General features: G+C 64.0%; 14 protein-coding genes, 2 tRNA genes and 1 pseudogene. 15 read left to right on the top strand and 2 right to left on the bottom strand.

Annotated elements, in window-relative coordinates; genetic code table 11:
* Positions 1-46 precede the first annotated feature (46 nt).
* The 5 genes from AC4D2M_RS06525 (at position 47) to AC4D2M_RS06545 (ending at position 6,335) form a co-directional block, all read left to right on the top strand.
* Complete coding sequence (locus tag AC4D2M_RS06525; RefSeq protein WP_490890946.1) at positions 47-1,327, top strand: deoxyguanosinetriphosphate triphosphohydrolase; 1,281 nt, start codon at positions 47-49, stop codon at positions 1,325-1,327.
* A 61-nt stretch (positions 1,328-1,388) separates the two neighbouring features.
* Positions 1,389-3,443 carry a DNA primase gene (gene dnaG / locus AC4D2M_RS06530; protein ID WP_490890796.1) on the top strand — a complete coding sequence of 685 codons (2,055 nt, stop codon included), beginning with the start codon at positions 1,389-1,391 and terminating at the stop codon, positions 3,441-3,443.
* A gap of 55 nt (positions 3,444-3,498) precedes the next feature.
* Positions 3,499-3,571, top strand: a tRNA-Asn gene (locus AC4D2M_RS06535).
* 70 nt (positions 3,572-3,641) lie between these two features.
* Positions 3,642-4,763, top strand: a complete 1,122-nt coding sequence (locus tag AC4D2M_RS06540) for an acyltransferase family protein (RefSeq protein ID WP_490890797.1) — start codon at positions 3,642-3,644, stop codon at positions 4,761-4,763.
* A 93-nt stretch (positions 4,764-4,856) separates the two neighbouring features.
* Positions 4,857-6,335 carry an SDR family oxidoreductase gene (locus tag AC4D2M_RS06545; protein WP_490890798.1) on the top strand — a complete coding sequence of 493 codons (1,479 nt, stop codon included), beginning with the start codon at positions 4,857-4,859 and terminating at the stop codon, positions 6,333-6,335.
* A gap of 33 nt (positions 6,336-6,368) precedes the next feature.
* Here AC4D2M_RS06545 and AC4D2M_RS06550 read toward each other — a convergent pair whose 3' ends face one another.
* Positions 6,369-7,592: a multidrug effflux MFS transporter gene (locus tag AC4D2M_RS06550; RefSeq protein ID WP_490890799.1), complete on the bottom strand. Its 1,224-nt coding sequence runs from the start codon at positions 7,590-7,592 to the stop codon at positions 6,369-6,371.
* 260 nt (positions 7,593-7,852) lie between these two features.
* Here AC4D2M_RS06550 and AC4D2M_RS06555 point away from each other — a divergent pair, with 260 nt between their 5' ends.
* The 10 genes and pseudogenes from AC4D2M_RS06555 to AC4D2M_RS06600 all read left to right on the top strand — a co-directional run bounded on the left by AC4D2M_RS06555 (position 7,853) and on the right by AC4D2M_RS06600 (position 14,109).
* A complete protein-coding gene (locus tag AC4D2M_RS06555; protein WP_490890800.1) occupies positions 7,853-8,068 on the top strand; it encodes a hypothetical protein in 216 nt (71 codons plus the stop codon).
* Between the two features lie 57 nt (positions 8,069-8,125).
* A pseudogene (locus AC4D2M_RS06560) lies at positions 8,126-8,254 on the top strand (hypothetical protein); the annotation flags it as partial.
* 29 nt (positions 8,255-8,283) lie between these two features.
* Positions 8,284-8,592: a hypothetical protein gene (locus tag AC4D2M_RS06565; RefSeq protein ID WP_490890954.1), complete on the top strand. Its 309-nt coding sequence runs from the start codon at positions 8,284-8,286 to the stop codon at positions 8,590-8,592.
* Between the two features lie 20 nt (positions 8,593-8,612).
* Positions 8,613-8,858, top strand: coding sequence for an MFS transporter (locus AC4D2M_RS06570; protein WP_490890801.1), 246 nt, complete (start codon positions 8,613-8,615; stop codon positions 8,856-8,858).
* Positions 8,859-8,921: 63 nt separating this feature from the next.
* Positions 8,922-9,779 (top strand): phage holin family protein, encoded by an 858-nt coding sequence (locus AC4D2M_RS06575; RefSeq protein WP_490890802.1) that lies wholly within the window; start codon positions 8,922-8,924, stop codon positions 9,777-9,779.
* Between the two features lie 148 nt (positions 9,780-9,927).
* Positions 9,928-10,467, top strand: coding sequence for a CDP-alcohol phosphatidyltransferase family protein (locus AC4D2M_RS06580; protein ID WP_490890803.1), 540 nt, complete (start codon positions 9,928-9,930; stop codon positions 10,465-10,467).
* Between the two features lie 13 nt (positions 10,468-10,480).
* On the top strand, positions 10,481-11,371 hold the full coding sequence (locus tag AC4D2M_RS06585) for a DMT family transporter (protein ID WP_490890804.1): 891 nt from the start codon (positions 10,481-10,483) through the stop codon (positions 11,369-11,371).
* A gap of 43 nt (positions 11,372-11,414) precedes the next feature.
* Entirely contained in the window at positions 11,415-12,611 is a 1,197-nt protein-coding gene (locus AC4D2M_RS06590) for a glycosyltransferase (RefSeq protein ID WP_490890805.1), read from the top strand.
* 64 nt (positions 12,612-12,675) lie between these two features.
* A tRNA-Ile gene (locus AC4D2M_RS06595) sits at positions 12,676-12,749 on the top strand.
* Between the two features lie 169 nt (positions 12,750-12,918).
* Positions 12,919-14,109, top strand: coding sequence for an acyl-CoA dehydrogenase family protein (locus AC4D2M_RS06600; protein WP_490890806.1), 1,191 nt, complete (start codon positions 12,919-12,921; stop codon positions 14,107-14,109).
* Here AC4D2M_RS06600 and AC4D2M_RS06605 read toward each other — a convergent pair.
* Positions 14,106-14,675 carry a M23 family metallopeptidase gene (locus AC4D2M_RS06605; RefSeq protein WP_490890807.1) on the bottom strand — a complete coding sequence of 190 codons (570 nt, stop codon included), beginning with the start codon at positions 14,673-14,675 and terminating at the stop codon, positions 14,106-14,108. The two genes, AC4D2M_RS06600 and AC4D2M_RS06605, sit on opposite strands and share 4 nt — an antisense overlap.
* Between the last annotated feature and the right edge of the window lie 92 nt (positions 14,676-14,767).

Consider the following 14,767-nt stretch of genomic DNA (forward strand, 5'->3'; position numbering starts at 1 on the left):
CAATGAACGCCGTGGCCGCAATGAGCGCAGTGAGCCCAAAGAGTACCTGGGCCGTCAGTCGCCGATTACTCCCGGCTACACGGACGCCGACATGCAGCGCTGGGTCGATGAGGCGCCCAAGAGCCTTCACCGTACGCATTTCGAGCGTGACCGCGCCCGCGTGCTGCACTCCTCAGCGTTACGCCGGCTTGGCGCGAAGACGCAGGTCGTTGCACCCGATACCGACGACTTCGTTCGAACCCGGCTGACGCACAGCCTCGAGGTGGCCCAGGTGGGGCGGGAACTGGGACGGTCGCTCGGCTGTGACCCCGACATCGTGGACGCTGCCTGCCTGTCCCACGACCTCGGACATCCGCCGTTCGGGCACAACGGGGAGGCCACCCTCAACGATCTTGCGCACTCCATCGGAGGGTTCGAAGGCAATGCCCAGACCCTCCGGCTGCTCACCCGGCTGGAGCCGAAGGTCATCCGGGCCGATGACACCCCCGCAGGGCTCAACCTCACCCGTGCCAGCCTTGACGCTGCCTGCAAATACCCGTGGACGGCCACGGACGCCCCCGTGATTCACGGCCACCGAACCTCCAAATTCGGCGCTTACGAAGATGACTTGCCCGTTTTCGCCTGGCTGCGGCAGGGAGCGCCGGCCGGTCGGTCCTGCCTCGAAGCGCAGGTGATGGACCTCGCCGACGACATCTCCTACTCGGTCCATGATGTCGAGGACGCAATCGTCGCCGGACACTTCCAGCTCAAATGGATGGACAGCCCGGACCACCGCGCGCGCGTCGTCGGGTACACGCAGCAGTGGTACCTGCCGCACTCGGATCCGGCCGCCGTCGACGCCGCCCTGGCGCGCCTGGAGGCGACGGACGTGTGGGTCCGTGAGGCTGACGGCAGCCGCAAGGCCATGGCCGCGCTGAAGAACATGACCAGCCAGCTCATCGGACGCTTCTGCCTCAGCGCCCTGGAGACCACCCGGGGAATCTACGGCACCGACCCTCTCACCAGGTACGCCGCGGAGATGGTGGTCCCGGAGGATACGGTCACCGAGATCGCGGTCATGAAGGGCCTGGCCACCACCTACGTGATGACGAGCGTCCACCGCCAGCCCATTTACGAACGCCAACGCGAAGTGTTGTCATCCCTCGTGCAGCAGATGGCTGCGGCCGGCGACCGCTACCTGGAGCCAATGTTCGCAGCCGACTGGCGCACGGCAGAGGACGATGACTCCCGGCTCCGCGTGGTGATCGACCAGGTTGCATCCCTCACAGACGCGTCCGCGCTCGCCCTGCACGAGAGAGTCGTCGGGCCCGTCCCTGCCCTCTGGTAACGATCCCAGGCAAGGCAACCCCGACGGCGGGAGCAGGCACCCTACACCTAGACTGGATGGCATGGCCGGACTCATCAAGCGCGAAGATATCGATGAGGTTCGCCAGCGCACCGACATCAAGGAAGTGGTGGACGGTTACGTCACCCTCAAGTCCGCGGGCGTGGGTTCCTGGAAGGGGCTCTGTCCGTTCCACGACGAGCGGTCGCCGTCGTTCCATGTCCGCCCGCACATGGGCTCCTACCACTGCTTCGGATGCGGTGAGGGCGGCGACGTCATCTCCTTTGTGCAGAAGATGGACCACACGTCCTTCGCTGAGACGGTCGAGAAACTGGCCGCGCGCATCGGCTTCGACCTCCGTTATGAGGACGGCGGCACCGGGCCCCGCCGGGAGGACGCGGGAAGGCGGCAGCGTCTCCTTGACGCCCACAAGATCGCCGCGGAGTTCTACCGCGACCAGCTCCTGACTCCCGAGGCGGCAACAGGACGCGCCTTCCTTCAGGAGCGGGGCTTCGACCGGTCCGCCGCTGAGCATTTCGGCGTCGGCTACGCGCCCCAGGGGTGGGACGGGCTGCTCAATCACCTGACCGGCCGCGGATTCACGCTGGATGAGCTGAAGTTGACCGGCATGTTCAGCGTCTCGTCCAACAATGCCGGCAGGCTCTACGATCGTTTCCGCGGACGGCTGATGTGGCCTATCCGGGACATCACCGGAGACACGGTGGGGTTCGGAGCGCGCAAGCTGTACGAGGATGACCCCGGCCCGAAGTACCTGAATACCCCGGAGACCACCCTGTACAAGAAGTCCCAGGTGCTCTACGGGATTGACCTCGCCAAGCGGGAGATCGCCAAATCCCGCCAGCTCGTGGTGGTGGAGGGCTACACCGACGTCATGGCGTGCCACCTGGCCGGGGTGGGCACCGCCGTGGCAACCTGCGGTACGGCCTTCGGAGCCGAGCACATCAAGATCGCGCGGCGGCTCCTGTCCGACGACGGCACTGGGGGAGAGGTCATTTTCACCTTCGATGGTGACGCAGCCGGGCAGAAGGCCGCCCTGCGGGCCTTCGAGGAAGACCAGAGATTCAACGCACAGACCTACGTCGCCGTCGGGGCAGGCGGAGCTGACCCCTGCGAGCTCCGGCAAAGCGCCGGAGATCAGGCGGTACAGGATCTCATCAGCACGCGCCGCCCACTGTTCGAGTTCGCAATCAAGGCATCCTTCGACCAGTTCGATCTCTCCACCGGCGAGGGGCAGATGAAGGCCCTCCGGCACGCCGCACCGATTGTGGCCAATATTCGCGACGTGTCCCTGAGATCCGTCTACACGCGCGAGCTTTCCCGCTGGCTCGGAATGCAGTTCGTCGGCGAGGACCAGGTAGCTCGTGCGGTGACTTCCGCAGCGAAGCGGAACGCGCAGCCGACACAGGACTCGCAAGGCACTCACGGCAGTCAGGGTTCCCGGGGGAACCAGGGGAACCGGGGGAACCAGGGCTCATGGGGGAGCCAGAGCTCCCAGGGCGACGGCCGGCGTCGTGCAGTAACTTCGGACGCGCAGCCGGCTGGTCCGCAGGACGGTACGGGCGGGTTTCCCAATAACGCCGGCGGTCCGGAACCCTCTGAGGACGTGCCGCAGTTCCGCCGTCCCGACCCTCGCGACCCGGTAGCGCGCATGGAGCGCGAGGCTCTTGAGGTGGTCCTGCAGTATCCGCAGTTGCTGGAAGAGAGCCAGTGGGAACGGTTCGCGGACTCCCGGTTCTCGGTCCCGGCCTATGCGGCGCTCCACGACGCTGTGCGGGCCGCCGGGACGGGCGGTACGGATGGGTCCGGCTCGGCGTCGAACTGGGTGGAACGCGTGCGTCAGGAGGTCCCGGAGATGCTGCGGGGGTTCGTCAGCGAACTCGCTGTGACTCCGCTGCCCGCCACGGACGGAGACGGGCTGACGATGTACTGCCGCGCCATCCTCAACGGGCTGTCCGAGCTTCGCATCACCCGTCTGAAGGCCGAGAAGCTGAGCGCGCTTCAGCGGGTCGACGCGGCGGCGGATCCCGAGCTCTACCGGCAGCTGCAACGGGAGCTGATGGAGCTTGAAATGGAACGCCGCGCGCTGCGCTCCGACTAGCGGCCGCTCAATTTCACTTCCCCGCTTTTCCTATGTAAAGTTGTTCCTGCTGCTTTCCCCCGTAGCTCAATTGGCAGAGCATTCGACTGTTAATCGAAGGGTTACTGGTTCAAGTCCAGTCGGGGGAGCAAATAGGCTCCTGACCTGCGGTTTCGTAGGTCAGGAGCCTTTCTCATGTTCCTAGGGGGAGGATCTCACGTGACGCAACGCCCAAGCCGGCCGGCAGCGCCGCTCGTTACAGGGCGCGAGCGGGTGCACTGGGTTGATTTCGCCAAAGCTGTAGCGATTGTGCTTGTTGTGCTCTATCACGTCAGTATCACCGGGGTCAATTTCCTGTTCCCCGGAACGGACAGCTTCGCACTGGCCGCCTGGAGAGAGGCCTGCCAGATGCTGCTCCCCATCCGGATGCCCCTGTTCTTCCTCGTAGCGGGGATGCTGGCCTCCGGCGCAATTCTCCGGTCCTGGAAGGCGTCCTGGCGTTCCCGTTTCGCCGACATTCTCTGGCCCTACCTCCTATGGAGTGTCATCTTCGCCGGCGTCGTGGGGTTCGGGTACCAGCCTGACGACCCCTTTGGGTATACCAAGTACAGCCTCGCGACCATACCGCAGGGAGGTACGGCGTACTGGTTCCTGCCTGTCCTGGTAGTTTTCTTCGTGCTCGCCAAAGCGCTTCGCCCGGTCGCCCCGCTTGCCACCCTCGGCGCACTGATCCTGCTCAGTGTGCAGTCAGCGATCGGTGATTATATTCCGGGTTTCGTGCCTGATGAGCTGGCGGTGAATATTGTGCGTCTGGCCAACTTTGCGCTGTGGTATTTCCTCGGATGCTTCGCGGGAACGACGATCAAACGGATAGCCGATGCCGGCTCCTCTCGGTTGATGCTGGGGGCGGCGGCTATCTATGCCGCGCTTGCCTACCTCATCTACGTGCGTGACACTGAACTTCCGTTGAGTATCACGATCACGATCACCGGACTCATCTGCGCAATAACTTTGTCTACTTGGGCAACCCGCTATCCTGCAGTCCGCACTGCCGCAAGGTATATCGCGGCGAGAACGCTGCCCATTTACCTGATCCACCCCGTCCTGCTAGGTCTCATCGGAGGAGCATTCATTTGGACAGGCGGCGGTCAGGAGGTCCTGAGCCAATCCCTTCCCGTCCTGAACGCCATTGCCGTTCCCGCGCTCACTGTCATGCTTACTGCCGGGTCGCTCGTCGCGTATGACTTCCTCATGCGGACCCCATTACGCGTTCTGTTCCAGTTCCCGGGCGCCGCACGGGTACCCGGAGCTCGATCTTTCGCAGACGCCGGAAGCCGCTGACGCTCGAGGAGACTGCCCGTCTTTCCGCGCACCCGAGAACGTCGCTCCTGCAGCTCCCATTGGTCGTTCAGGCTAGAGCACTACTCTTGCCCCATGCGTTCAGATGAACTTGTCCTTGTTACGGGCGCCACCGGTTACATCGGAGGCCGCCTGGTGTCGCGGTTGGTGGAGGAAGGCCGACGGGTCCGCGTTGTGGTGCGGTCGCCGCAGAAGCTGAGGGACGTGCCCTGGGCCGCACAGGTCGAGGTCATTGAAGGAGACCTCCAGGACGCTGAAACCATGAACCGCGCCTGTGAGGGCGTTTCCACGCTGTACTACCTCGTTCACTCCATGGGATCCGGTCGTGGGTTTGACGAGCGCGAGTCGCAGATTGTCGCGACCGTCGCCGGGGCTGCCGCGCAGGCTTCCGTCCGCCGCATCGTCTACCTGGGCGGCCTGCACCCGCAAGGTGTCAGGCTCTCGACCCACATGCGCTCCCGCGTTGCGGTCGGGGACGCGCTGCTGGCCTCCGGAGTCCCCACGGTTGCCTTCCAGGCCGGCGTTGTGATCGGCTCCGGCTCCGCGTCGTTCGAAATGATCCGGCATCTGGCCGACGTTCTCCCGGTGATGCCGGCGCCGAAGTGGGTGCTGAACCGCATCGAACCCATCGCCGTACGCGACGTCATCCACTACCTGCTCGGCGCACTGGACCTTCCGGAAGGGCTTAACCGCACCTTCGACATCGGCTCGGGTGACGTGCTGACCTACGCGGACATGATGAAGCGCTACGCAGAAGCGGCGGGCTTGCCCCGGCGGACCGTCCTCGCACTGCCCGTCCTCACCCCGCGCCTGGCCGGACACTGGGTGAATCTCGTTACCCCTATTCCCCGGGCCATGGCGATGCCGTTGATCGAATCCCTCCAGCACGACGCCATCACCGCCGAAGCGGACATTCACGACTACCTGCCGCAACCGGAAGTCGGCCTCACGGACTACAGCAGCGCCGTCGACCTTGCCCTCAACAAGATGAGTGCCGGGGAGGTGGAGACGAGCTGGGCGGGTGCTTCACTGCGCGACGCGGTTGCCGACCCGCTCCCCTCGGACCCGCAGTGGGCCGGCCATACCGTCTTCAAGGACGAGCGCACGCTCCACTCAAGCGCACCTGCCCCAGCTGTCTGGAAGGTGATCGAGGGCATCGGCGGGGAAAACGGGTGGTACTCCTGGCCCGTCGCCTGGGCCGCGCGCGGCTGGCTGGACAAGGTTGCGGGCGGGGTCGGTCTGCGCCGCGGACGCAGGCACTCCTCGGATTTAATGGCGGGAGAGGCCCTGGACTTCTGGCGGGTCGAGGAGTTGGTGCGCGGCGAAAAGCTGCGCCTGCGGGCTGAGATGAAGCTTCCCGGGCGGGCATGGCTTGAGCTGTCGGTAGTGCCCGACGGCGGCGCCAGCGAATACCGCCAGCGCGCCGTCTTCTTCCCCCGCGGCCTGGCCGGCAGGCTCTACTGGCTCAGTGTGCTGCCGTTCCACGGCGTGGTCTTCGCTTCAATGGCCCGCAACATCACGCGAACGGCAGAGCGCGCGAGCCAGGAGCGGTGACAGCCGCAGGGCAGCTTGCACCGGGATCCCCAGCTAGCCCAGGGCGGGGACGGTGCGTGGCCGGACGATTGTCCAGAGAAACACGATTCCAAGGGCGATGCACGCCGCCATGACCGCAGCCATGGGTGTCGCTGAAGCAATGCCGAGGACACCGACAATGGGTGAGATGACACCGGCGAGCCCGAAGGTCGTCGCTCCAAGGAGCGACGCCGCGGTGCCGGCCTGGGCGCCGTGGTTGGCGAGTGCGAGCACCTGCACGCACGGGAAGGTGAAGCCCGCCGCCGCGATGTAGAACCAGAGCGGAACAGCTGTGCCCCAGAAACCCAGCTCCAGGTAGTCGAAAAGGATCATCAGCATAGCCATCGCGAGCATCGCTACTGTGGAGCAGGCAATGATCCACTGTGGACCCACCCTTCGGACAATGCGTGCACTGGTCTGGACGGCCGCGACAATGCCCAGCGAGTTCACAGCGAAAAGCAGTCCGTACTGTTGCGGATCGAGTCCGTACACGTCCTGGAACAGGAACGGGGACGCTGAAAGGTAGGAGAACAGGCCCGCAAAGTTCATGCCGCCGACCAGCAGGATCCCGATGAAGATCCGGTCGGTCAGAACCGCCCGGTACCGCTGAAGCGCCGTGGACGACGACGCCTTCCGCCGGTCCGCAGGAAGCGTCTCGATGATGAACAGCGTGACGGCGAGGATCACCAGGAACCCGTACGCGGCGAGGAACCAGAAGATCCCGGGCCAGGGCATGACGACCAGCAATTGGGATCCGATCACCGGCGCAAAGATGGGCGCCATGCCGTTCACCAGCGCCATATAGGAGAGCATGCGGACCAGCGGGTAGCCGCTGAAGAGATCACGGATCATTGCCATGGCCACGACGCCGCCACCGGCGGCGCCGACGCCCTGCAGCACCCGGAAGATCATGAGCATGCCGATATCCGTGGACAGTGCCGCACCAAGGGAGGCAACGACGTGCAGGGCGGTAGCAATGATCAGCGGAAGCCGCCGGCCCACCTTGTCGCTCAACGGCCCCACGAGCAGCTGGCCCGCTGCGAACCCCACGATTGTCCCGGTCAGAGTGAGCTGCACAGCCGCTTCAGAGACGCCGAGGTCATCCTGCAGCGCAGGGAACGCGGGCAGGTACAGGTCGATAGTGAAGGGGCCGAGGGCGGTCAGGGTGCCAAGTATGACAACGTAAATCAGCTTCTGTCGCCGGGTGAGGGCGTCACCGGGATGCGTGATGATGCTCAACAGATACCTAACTGGCGCGTGTGCGGATGCGGGGAAAACACACTGCGACGCTGCAGGCGGGAAATTTGGAGCGCCGTCGAACACAGCAGGGTGGTTGCCACGGCGAATCAATCCTATCTTAGAGCCCGCGCAACACGTTCGTAAGCCCTTGTGACAGCAGTAGGCTGCTCCAGGCGTGCTTAGCAGGCTCGGGGTTCGCCGTAGGGTGAAATGCGCCTTGGAGGGCGAACGGGGTAGTCGAAGGGTCAGGAGAAAGCCACGTGAGAGTCGAGGACCGGAAGCACAGCGAGCCTTCGGGTACGGTACAACCGCACATGGGGAAGGTCATCGGCGTCAGCGTCGCTGCCGCCGTGGGCGGACTCCTGTTCGGCTTTGATACCGCTGTTGTCAACGGCGCGGTCGACGCCGTCCAGGAAAACTTCGGCCTCGGCGAAGCGGTCCTGGGATTCACCGTCGCAATCACCCTGCTCGGCTGAGCAGCCGGCGCCTGGTCCGCCGGAGGACTCGCGGACCGTCTCGGCCGCAAGCGCGTCATGTTCGGCGCTGCAATCATCTTCCTGGTCAACTCGCTCGGTTCACGCTTCGCGGTCAGCGAGTGGGACTTGATGCTCTGGCGTCTCATCGGTGGCGTTGCGATCGGTATCGCATCCGTCATCGCACCGGGCTACATCGCCGAGATCGCCCCTGCGAAGTGGCGCGGCGGCCTGGCCTCCATCCAGCAGCCGCCCACGTGCTGTTGCGCGTCACCGGTATCAGGGACACTTCAGCCAAGCTGGCGGAGATCCGTTCGACCCTCAGGATGGAGGAAACGACGAACCTCCGGGATCTCCGGGGGTCGGTCCTCGGCCTGCAGCCCATACTCTGGGTGGGCATGGTGGTCGCAGCCCTGCAGCAGATGGCCACCGGAGAAGACGTCGTACTGCCGGGGCTTTGGGGACCCGTAGCCCTGATCGGCGCCAACGTCTTCGTCATTTCTTCGCGGCGACCTGGGGGCCGGTGATGTGGGTGACGCTCGGAGAAATGTTCCCGAACAAGGTGCGTTCCATCGCCCTCGGCGTGGCCACCATGGTGAACTGGATCTTCAACTTCATCGTGACGCTCGCATTCATGTGGGTCAGCGAGAACCTTGGCGTGTGGATCATGTATGCGGTCTTCACCGTCTTCGCCGTCGTCTCCTTCTGGTTCGTCAAGACGCACCTCGAGGAATACGCGGGCCGTGAACTGGAGGACCGGGATGAACTGGTGCCCGCTGAAAGAGGCGTTTGACGCCCGTGCAGGCGAGAAATATGCGTCGGTGGTAATTTTGGGACAGTTGCGCAGGATGAACGAATGGGAGCAGGGCATATGGAGAGCTCGACGAGCACGCGGGTAAAGACGAGCACGCGGGTAAATCGGTCCAGCGGTTCGCCGTCGGTAATCGGCCTCATCAGATTGCTGTTGCGGCTGACCCCGCGTCAGTTCGGCGATGAAGTCTCACTAGCCCGCGAGCAGCTCAAGCAAAAGGGCATCACGGCAGGCGTTGCAGCGGCTTTCTTCGCTGTAGCGCTTGTTTTTCTTGCTTTCCTGGCTGTTGCCCTCATCGTTGCGGCAATCATGGGCCTTGCAACGATCATGCCCGCCTGGCTCGCCGCGTTGTGTTTCGCTGCGCTGTTCCTCATCATTGCGGTGATCGCGGGTCTGATGGGCTACTCCAGGTTCAAGAAGGCACTGCCGCTCCTGCCCGAGGACGCCATTCGCGGCGTCAGGTATGACATCGGGGTGCTCAAGGAAGGCCGCAGGTTCAACCCGGCAACGCTCGACGTCAAGAAGTCCGCAGAGGAAAAGAAGGCCAAGCACAAGGAGACCGGGGAGCCCAAGCCGCCAACGCCGTCGTACACCGAGCTGCGCAGCCGCTCCGGACGCCGCCGCGACCACATCGCCGAAACGCGCGATCATCTCGGCCGCGAACTGGACTTCAAGTCGCAGTTCACCCGCACCACCTCACGGGCACGTACCGCAGCGGTACAGGTAAAGTCCGCCCGCGATGCCAAGCGCATCCAGAGCAGCTCCCCGCGGGCTGCCCACGTTCCGGTGCGCCACAACCCGCGATACAATCAGACCCTCGCCGACCGGTGGAAGCCGCTCAGCGTCGTCGCCGCTTCCGCCGCTGCAATCGCTGTGATGGTGCGTCGGCTCGTCGAAAAATAAGCGTCGCACCCCCGTTTGGGGCGCGCCGTCCGCTGCCGGGTAAATGCAACCCTGCCTGCATAATGGGAGCGGAGGGACAGTGATCAGACTAATTGGCGCCGGGGGAAAGCCTGGGCGGACTCCTGCCGAGTTGAACACTTTCTGGACCGTGCCCAACATCATCACTGTGGTCCGGTTCCTCGGAGTCCCACTCTTCGTACTGTTCATCGTGCAGAGCCAGTATGCCGCCGCTGTGATCACCCTGGTGCTGCTCGGCTCTACGGATTGGATTGACGGCTACGTGGCCCGCCGGTTGGGCCAGGTCTCCCCGATCGGCAAGTGGTTGGATCCGCTGGCGGACCGGACTGCACTGATCGTCGTTGCCGTGACCTTCGTAGTGGACGGGGTTGCGCCCATCTGGCTGGTGTTGGCCATTGTGATCCCCGACGTCATCCTCATCATCAATGCGCTGATCCTCTTCCGCGGACGTTTGTCCCTGCCGGTGTCAACCATCGGCAAGATCCGGACCGCGCTGCTGCTCGTCGGAGCGCCGCTTCTGCTCCTGCAACGGGTCGAGGGATTCGACCAACAGTGGCTGGCGATCACGTCCAGCACGCTGCTGATCCTTGGGTGCATCGGTCACCTCATCGCGTTCTTCGGGTACTTCATCGCGGCCCACCGCTTGTACCGGCAGGAGCGCACCCCATGATGAGAGCAGGCACATGGCCTGGGTAGCGGTCCTCCTGGCGCTGCTCGGCGCATGCTTCCTCGCATACGGCGCCCAGCGCCAAGGCAGCGCTGTGCGCTCAAACACCGGTGGCCTGTCACTGAACTCCACCGGGTTCATGCGATTGCTGCGCAATCCGCGGTGGATCCTCGGGCTGATCCTGCTCGGCGCCGGAATCGTCTGCAACGTCATCGCGCTCAGTCTGGCCAGCCTCACCGTCGTGCAGCCTATCGGGGCTATCGCGCTGGTCATCACCACAATCGTGAACTCCAGGGACCAGGGCGTCCGCATCAACCGGGCCACCGTCGTCGCGATTTCCCTGTGCGTCACCGGCAGCGCATTGTTCGTGCTGCTGGCACTCAACGTGACGCGCAAGAACCACGTCGTCCTGCCCGACCAGGAACTCACCGCGGTCCTGCTGCTGAGCATCGCCGTCGCACTGTTCGGCACCCTCGCGGCCTTCTTCAAACGGCGGCTCAGTGCGTTCGCCTACATTCTCGGTGCCGGAGTGCTCTTCGGTTTCGTAGCCGTGCTGATCAAGATCATCGCCACGCACCTGCTCGATCCGAACGGCCGGTTCTTCCTGAATGTCCCCCTCTACAGCGTGATCGCGATCATCGCTGCAGCAGGACTTGGCTCCTGGTTCGTGCAGAGCGCCTACGCAACAGGCCCGCCGGACCTCGTGATCGCAGGCCTGACGGTAATCGATCCGATCGTGGGAATCGCCGTCGGCATAGTCGTGCTGGGAGAACTTCAGCCACACGTTGAATCAGTGATCGCAATTGCCATGGGTGCGGCCGCCATCGTTGCTATTGTTGGAGTAATAGCCCTGTCGCGCCACCATCCGGATGTGGTCAAGCGCCAGAAAGAAGCACGACGGCGGTAACGCCGGTGACTTCTCCCACCGTTGCCAACCCGAGGACTACTTCGTGACTGATACGGCAGTAGATGCGCCGCTGACCATCCTCATCGCCGCGGATACTTACCCGCCGCACGTGAACGGGGCAGCCCAGTTCGGATACCGGCTGGCCAAGGGCATGACCGCACGCGGTCACAACGTCCACGTCCTGGCTGCGAACCCCAACAATGGGAAGAGCTTCACCGAGCCGGGAGGTGAGTGGACGGTGCACCGTCTCCGCTCGCACTCGGTGCCCACGCACGAGTACTGGCGAATCTGCCTGCCCTGGGAGATCAAACGCGATGTCAGCATGCTCTTCGACCGGGTTCAGCCCGACGTCGTGCATATCCAGTGCCACTACATGGTCGGTGAGTATGCGCTCTATGAGGCGGTGAAGCGCGGCATCCGTGTGGTCGCTACCAACCACTTCATGCCGGAGAACCTGAACCCGTTCCTGCCGTTCCCCCAGTGGTTCAAAAACATCGTTGCGAAGAATTCGTGGCGCGATATGGGCAGGGTAATGGGAAAAGCCGACGTCGTCACCACACCCACTCCGCTTGCCGCCAAGGCAATGCACGAGCACGCTTTCCTCCGCAAGGTCCTGCCGCTGTCGAACGGCATCGATGCGGCGGCGTACGAGGCCAAGCCGGGGGAGCGGATTGAGCGTCCCGACTATCCGATCGTCCTGTTTGTGGGGCGCCTCGCCGAAGAAAAGCACGTGGACGTGCTCATCGACGCCGTGGCGAAGACGCCCAAGGAGCTGAACCTGCATCTGGAGGTCGTGGGCGGCGGCGAGGTGAAGCCCGCGCTGCAGGCCCAGGCAAAGCGGCTGGGGCTGCAAGACCGCGTGAAATTCCACGGGCTCATTGACGATGAGCAGCTTCGTCAGACGTACCTTCGGGCAACCATCTTCTGCCAGCCCGGCACCGCCGAACTGCAATCGCTCGTCACCCTCGAGGCAATGTCCGCTTCCACGCCGGTGTTGCTCGCAAATGCAATGGCTCTGCCGCACCTCGTGGAAGAGGGCGCCAACGGGTATCTGTTCACGCCGCACGACAGCGCAGAACTGGGTCGACGGCTCACGGAGATCGCCTCCATGCCCGAGTCCGAGCGAGAGCGGATGGGCAAGATGAGCCGCTCCATGGTTGAGAAGCACAGCATAGAAACCACCCTCAAGACGTTCGAGGACCTTTACCTCGGCCGGTCCCACGAGGCTGAAACGGTCTAGCCCGCCTAATTCACTGCCGCAGTCGTGGCTAGAATAGGTTGCGCCGATGAGTTGTCGGTGCTGCGGGGCTGTAGCTCAGCCGGTTAGAGCAGCGGACTCATAATCCGTTTGTCGTGGGTTCAAGCCCCACCAGCCCTACAGATAGCGAAGAACCCCGGTCCTGGAGGGCCGGGGTTCTTTGTGTCACCGAATCAGCTGGCACTAGAAGTTACTGGCGGGTAACATAGCGGTCAGGTGTGTTGCGCCACGAGGGCGCGGACCGTCCCGGCGCTGGTGCGCGTCGGCTGACTGATGGTGAGGAACGTTCATGGGTGGACCCGCTCTCGATGCTGACACTCTGCCGTACGCTGACGGCGACTTCTACTTCTTCGAGCAGTTGCTCGCCCCCGAGGAGCGCAACCGGCTCCATGAGGTCCGGGAATGGCTCGCCCAGGAGGTGCGCCCGCACGCATCACGATGGTGGAACGCCGGAGTATTCCCGACAGAGCTGATCCCGCGGATCGCGGAGCTGGATATCGTCTCTCCCGTGAAGCGGCTCGGGTACTCGAATCTCTTCGCCGGCCTGCTCCACGCCGAATTCACCCGGGCGGATACCTCCATCGCGACGTTCATGGGCGTCCATGACGGCCTGTTTGCCGGTTCCATCGAGACGCTCGCCTCACCCGAGCAGCAGGCGGAGTGGCTCCCGGATATCTACGCCATGAAGAAGATCGGCGCCTTCGGCCTCACTGAACCACTGGGCGGTTCGGATGTTGCCGGCGGTACGCGGACCACGGCGGAGCGCAGCGGAGACGGCTGGGTCCTCAATGGCGCGAAGCGCTGGATCGGCAACGCAACCTTCTCTGACTGGGTAGTCATCTACGCCCGTGACGTCGCCGACAACCAGGTCAAAGGTTTCATGGTCGATACCTCGCTTCCGGGTTACAAGGCTACGAAGATCGAAAACAAGACGGCGCTGCGAACGGTTGAGAACGCCGACATTCTGCTGGAGGGCCTACAGATCAGCGACGACTATCGGCTCACCGGCGCCAACAGCTTCAAGGATACAAACAAGGTACTGCGCATCACCCGTCTCTCAGTTGCATGGCAGGCCGTCGGGCAGCAGTTGGCGGCGTTTGATGTCGCCCGCCGGTACGCAGTGGAGCGCCAGCAGTTCGGGCGTCCACTCGCGTCCTTCCAGCTCATCCAGCAGCAACTGGTCGAGATGCTGGGTAACACCGTCAGCTCTCTCGGCATGATGGTGCGTCTTGCCCAGTTGGCCGACGACGGCGGTGCCCGCGACGAGCAGTCAGCCCTCGCCAAGGCATTTACCACCGCCCGCATGCGGGAAACCGTCGCACTGGGGCGCAGCATCCTCGGCGGCAACGGCATTGTCACCGATTATGAGATGGCCAAGATTTTCGCTGATGCCGAAGCCGTCTATTCCTACGAGGGAACGTACGAAATCAACTCGCTGGTTACGGGGCGCGCGATCACGGGAATTGCCGCCTTCGTCTAGGTCTGCGGTTCGCCCGGCTCCGTTAGAGGAAGCAGGACAGACGGGCGCCGGTCCGAGACGAAGGGGAGCGGATTGACGTACTCCCCGTTGTCCCGCACGCCCCAGTGCACACACAGGCCGGGACAGTGAGGTTCGGTGCTGATGCGCCCGACCTCCTGCCCGGCCTGCACGATTTCTCGTTCTGCAACTGAAGCGGTCACCGGTTCAAAGCTGGACAGGAATCCGTCGCCGTGGTCGATCGTCAGCACCGGCCGGTCCACCACAGTGCCGACGAACACCACTTTGCCATCGGTGGGGCTGAGGATCACGCCGTCCGATGCGCCGAGATCAACGCCGCGGTGCCCGGCCATCCACGGCTGCGGCGGCCGGTCGAAATGCCTCAACACCGGCGGAGTGTCATGCAGGGGCCACTCCCACTGCCCCTCGGCCGTTGAGGAGGCGGGCGCCGGCGGGCCCAGGGGAATCAGGAGGGTCACGATGGCCAGTCGCTGGAGCGCGTTGTGTAAAACAGTCACCTCCTCACTGTGCTGTGCGTTGATGGTGAGCGACCGTCGTCGTGCGCGCATGTGGACACAATCAGCGATATCGGTGGCATGTGGAGCAGGGGATGGGGGCGTCCAGTGGCAGTCAGGAAGGGTTACCGGCTGTAGTACACTTG

This window comes from Arthrobacter sp. TJ-270, from assembly GCF_058269075.1.

What these genes read in the sequence shown, in the direction of transcription:
- dnaG (WP_490890796.1), top strand. Translation starts at nt 1,389, where the DNA reads ATGGCCGGACTCATCAAGCGCGAAGATATCGATGAGGTTCGCCAGCGC.
- AC4D2M_RS06600 (WP_490890806.1), top strand. Translation starts at nt 12,919, where the DNA reads ATGGGTGGACCCGCTCTCGATGCTGACACTCTGCCGTACGCTGACGGC.
- AC4D2M_RS06585 (WP_490890804.1), top strand. Translation starts at nt 10,481, where the DNA reads ATGGCCTGGGTAGCGGTCCTCCTGGCGCTGCTCGGCGCATGCTTCCTC.
- AC4D2M_RS06545 (WP_490890798.1), top strand. Translation starts at nt 4,857, where the DNA reads ATGCGTTCAGATGAACTTGTCCTTGTTACGGGCGCCACCGGTTACATC.
- AC4D2M_RS06605 (WP_490890807.1), bottom strand. Translation starts at nt 14,675, where the DNA reads ATGCGCGCACGACGACGGTCGCTCACCATCAACGCACAGCACAGTGAG.
- AC4D2M_RS06575 (WP_490890802.1), top strand. Translation starts at nt 8,922, where the DNA reads ATGGGAGCAGGGCATATGGAGAGCTCGACGAGCACGCGGGTAAAGACG.
- AC4D2M_RS06570 (WP_490890801.1), top strand. Translation starts at nt 8,613, where the DNA reads ATGTTCCCGAACAAGGTGCGTTCCATCGCCCTCGGCGTGGCCACCATG.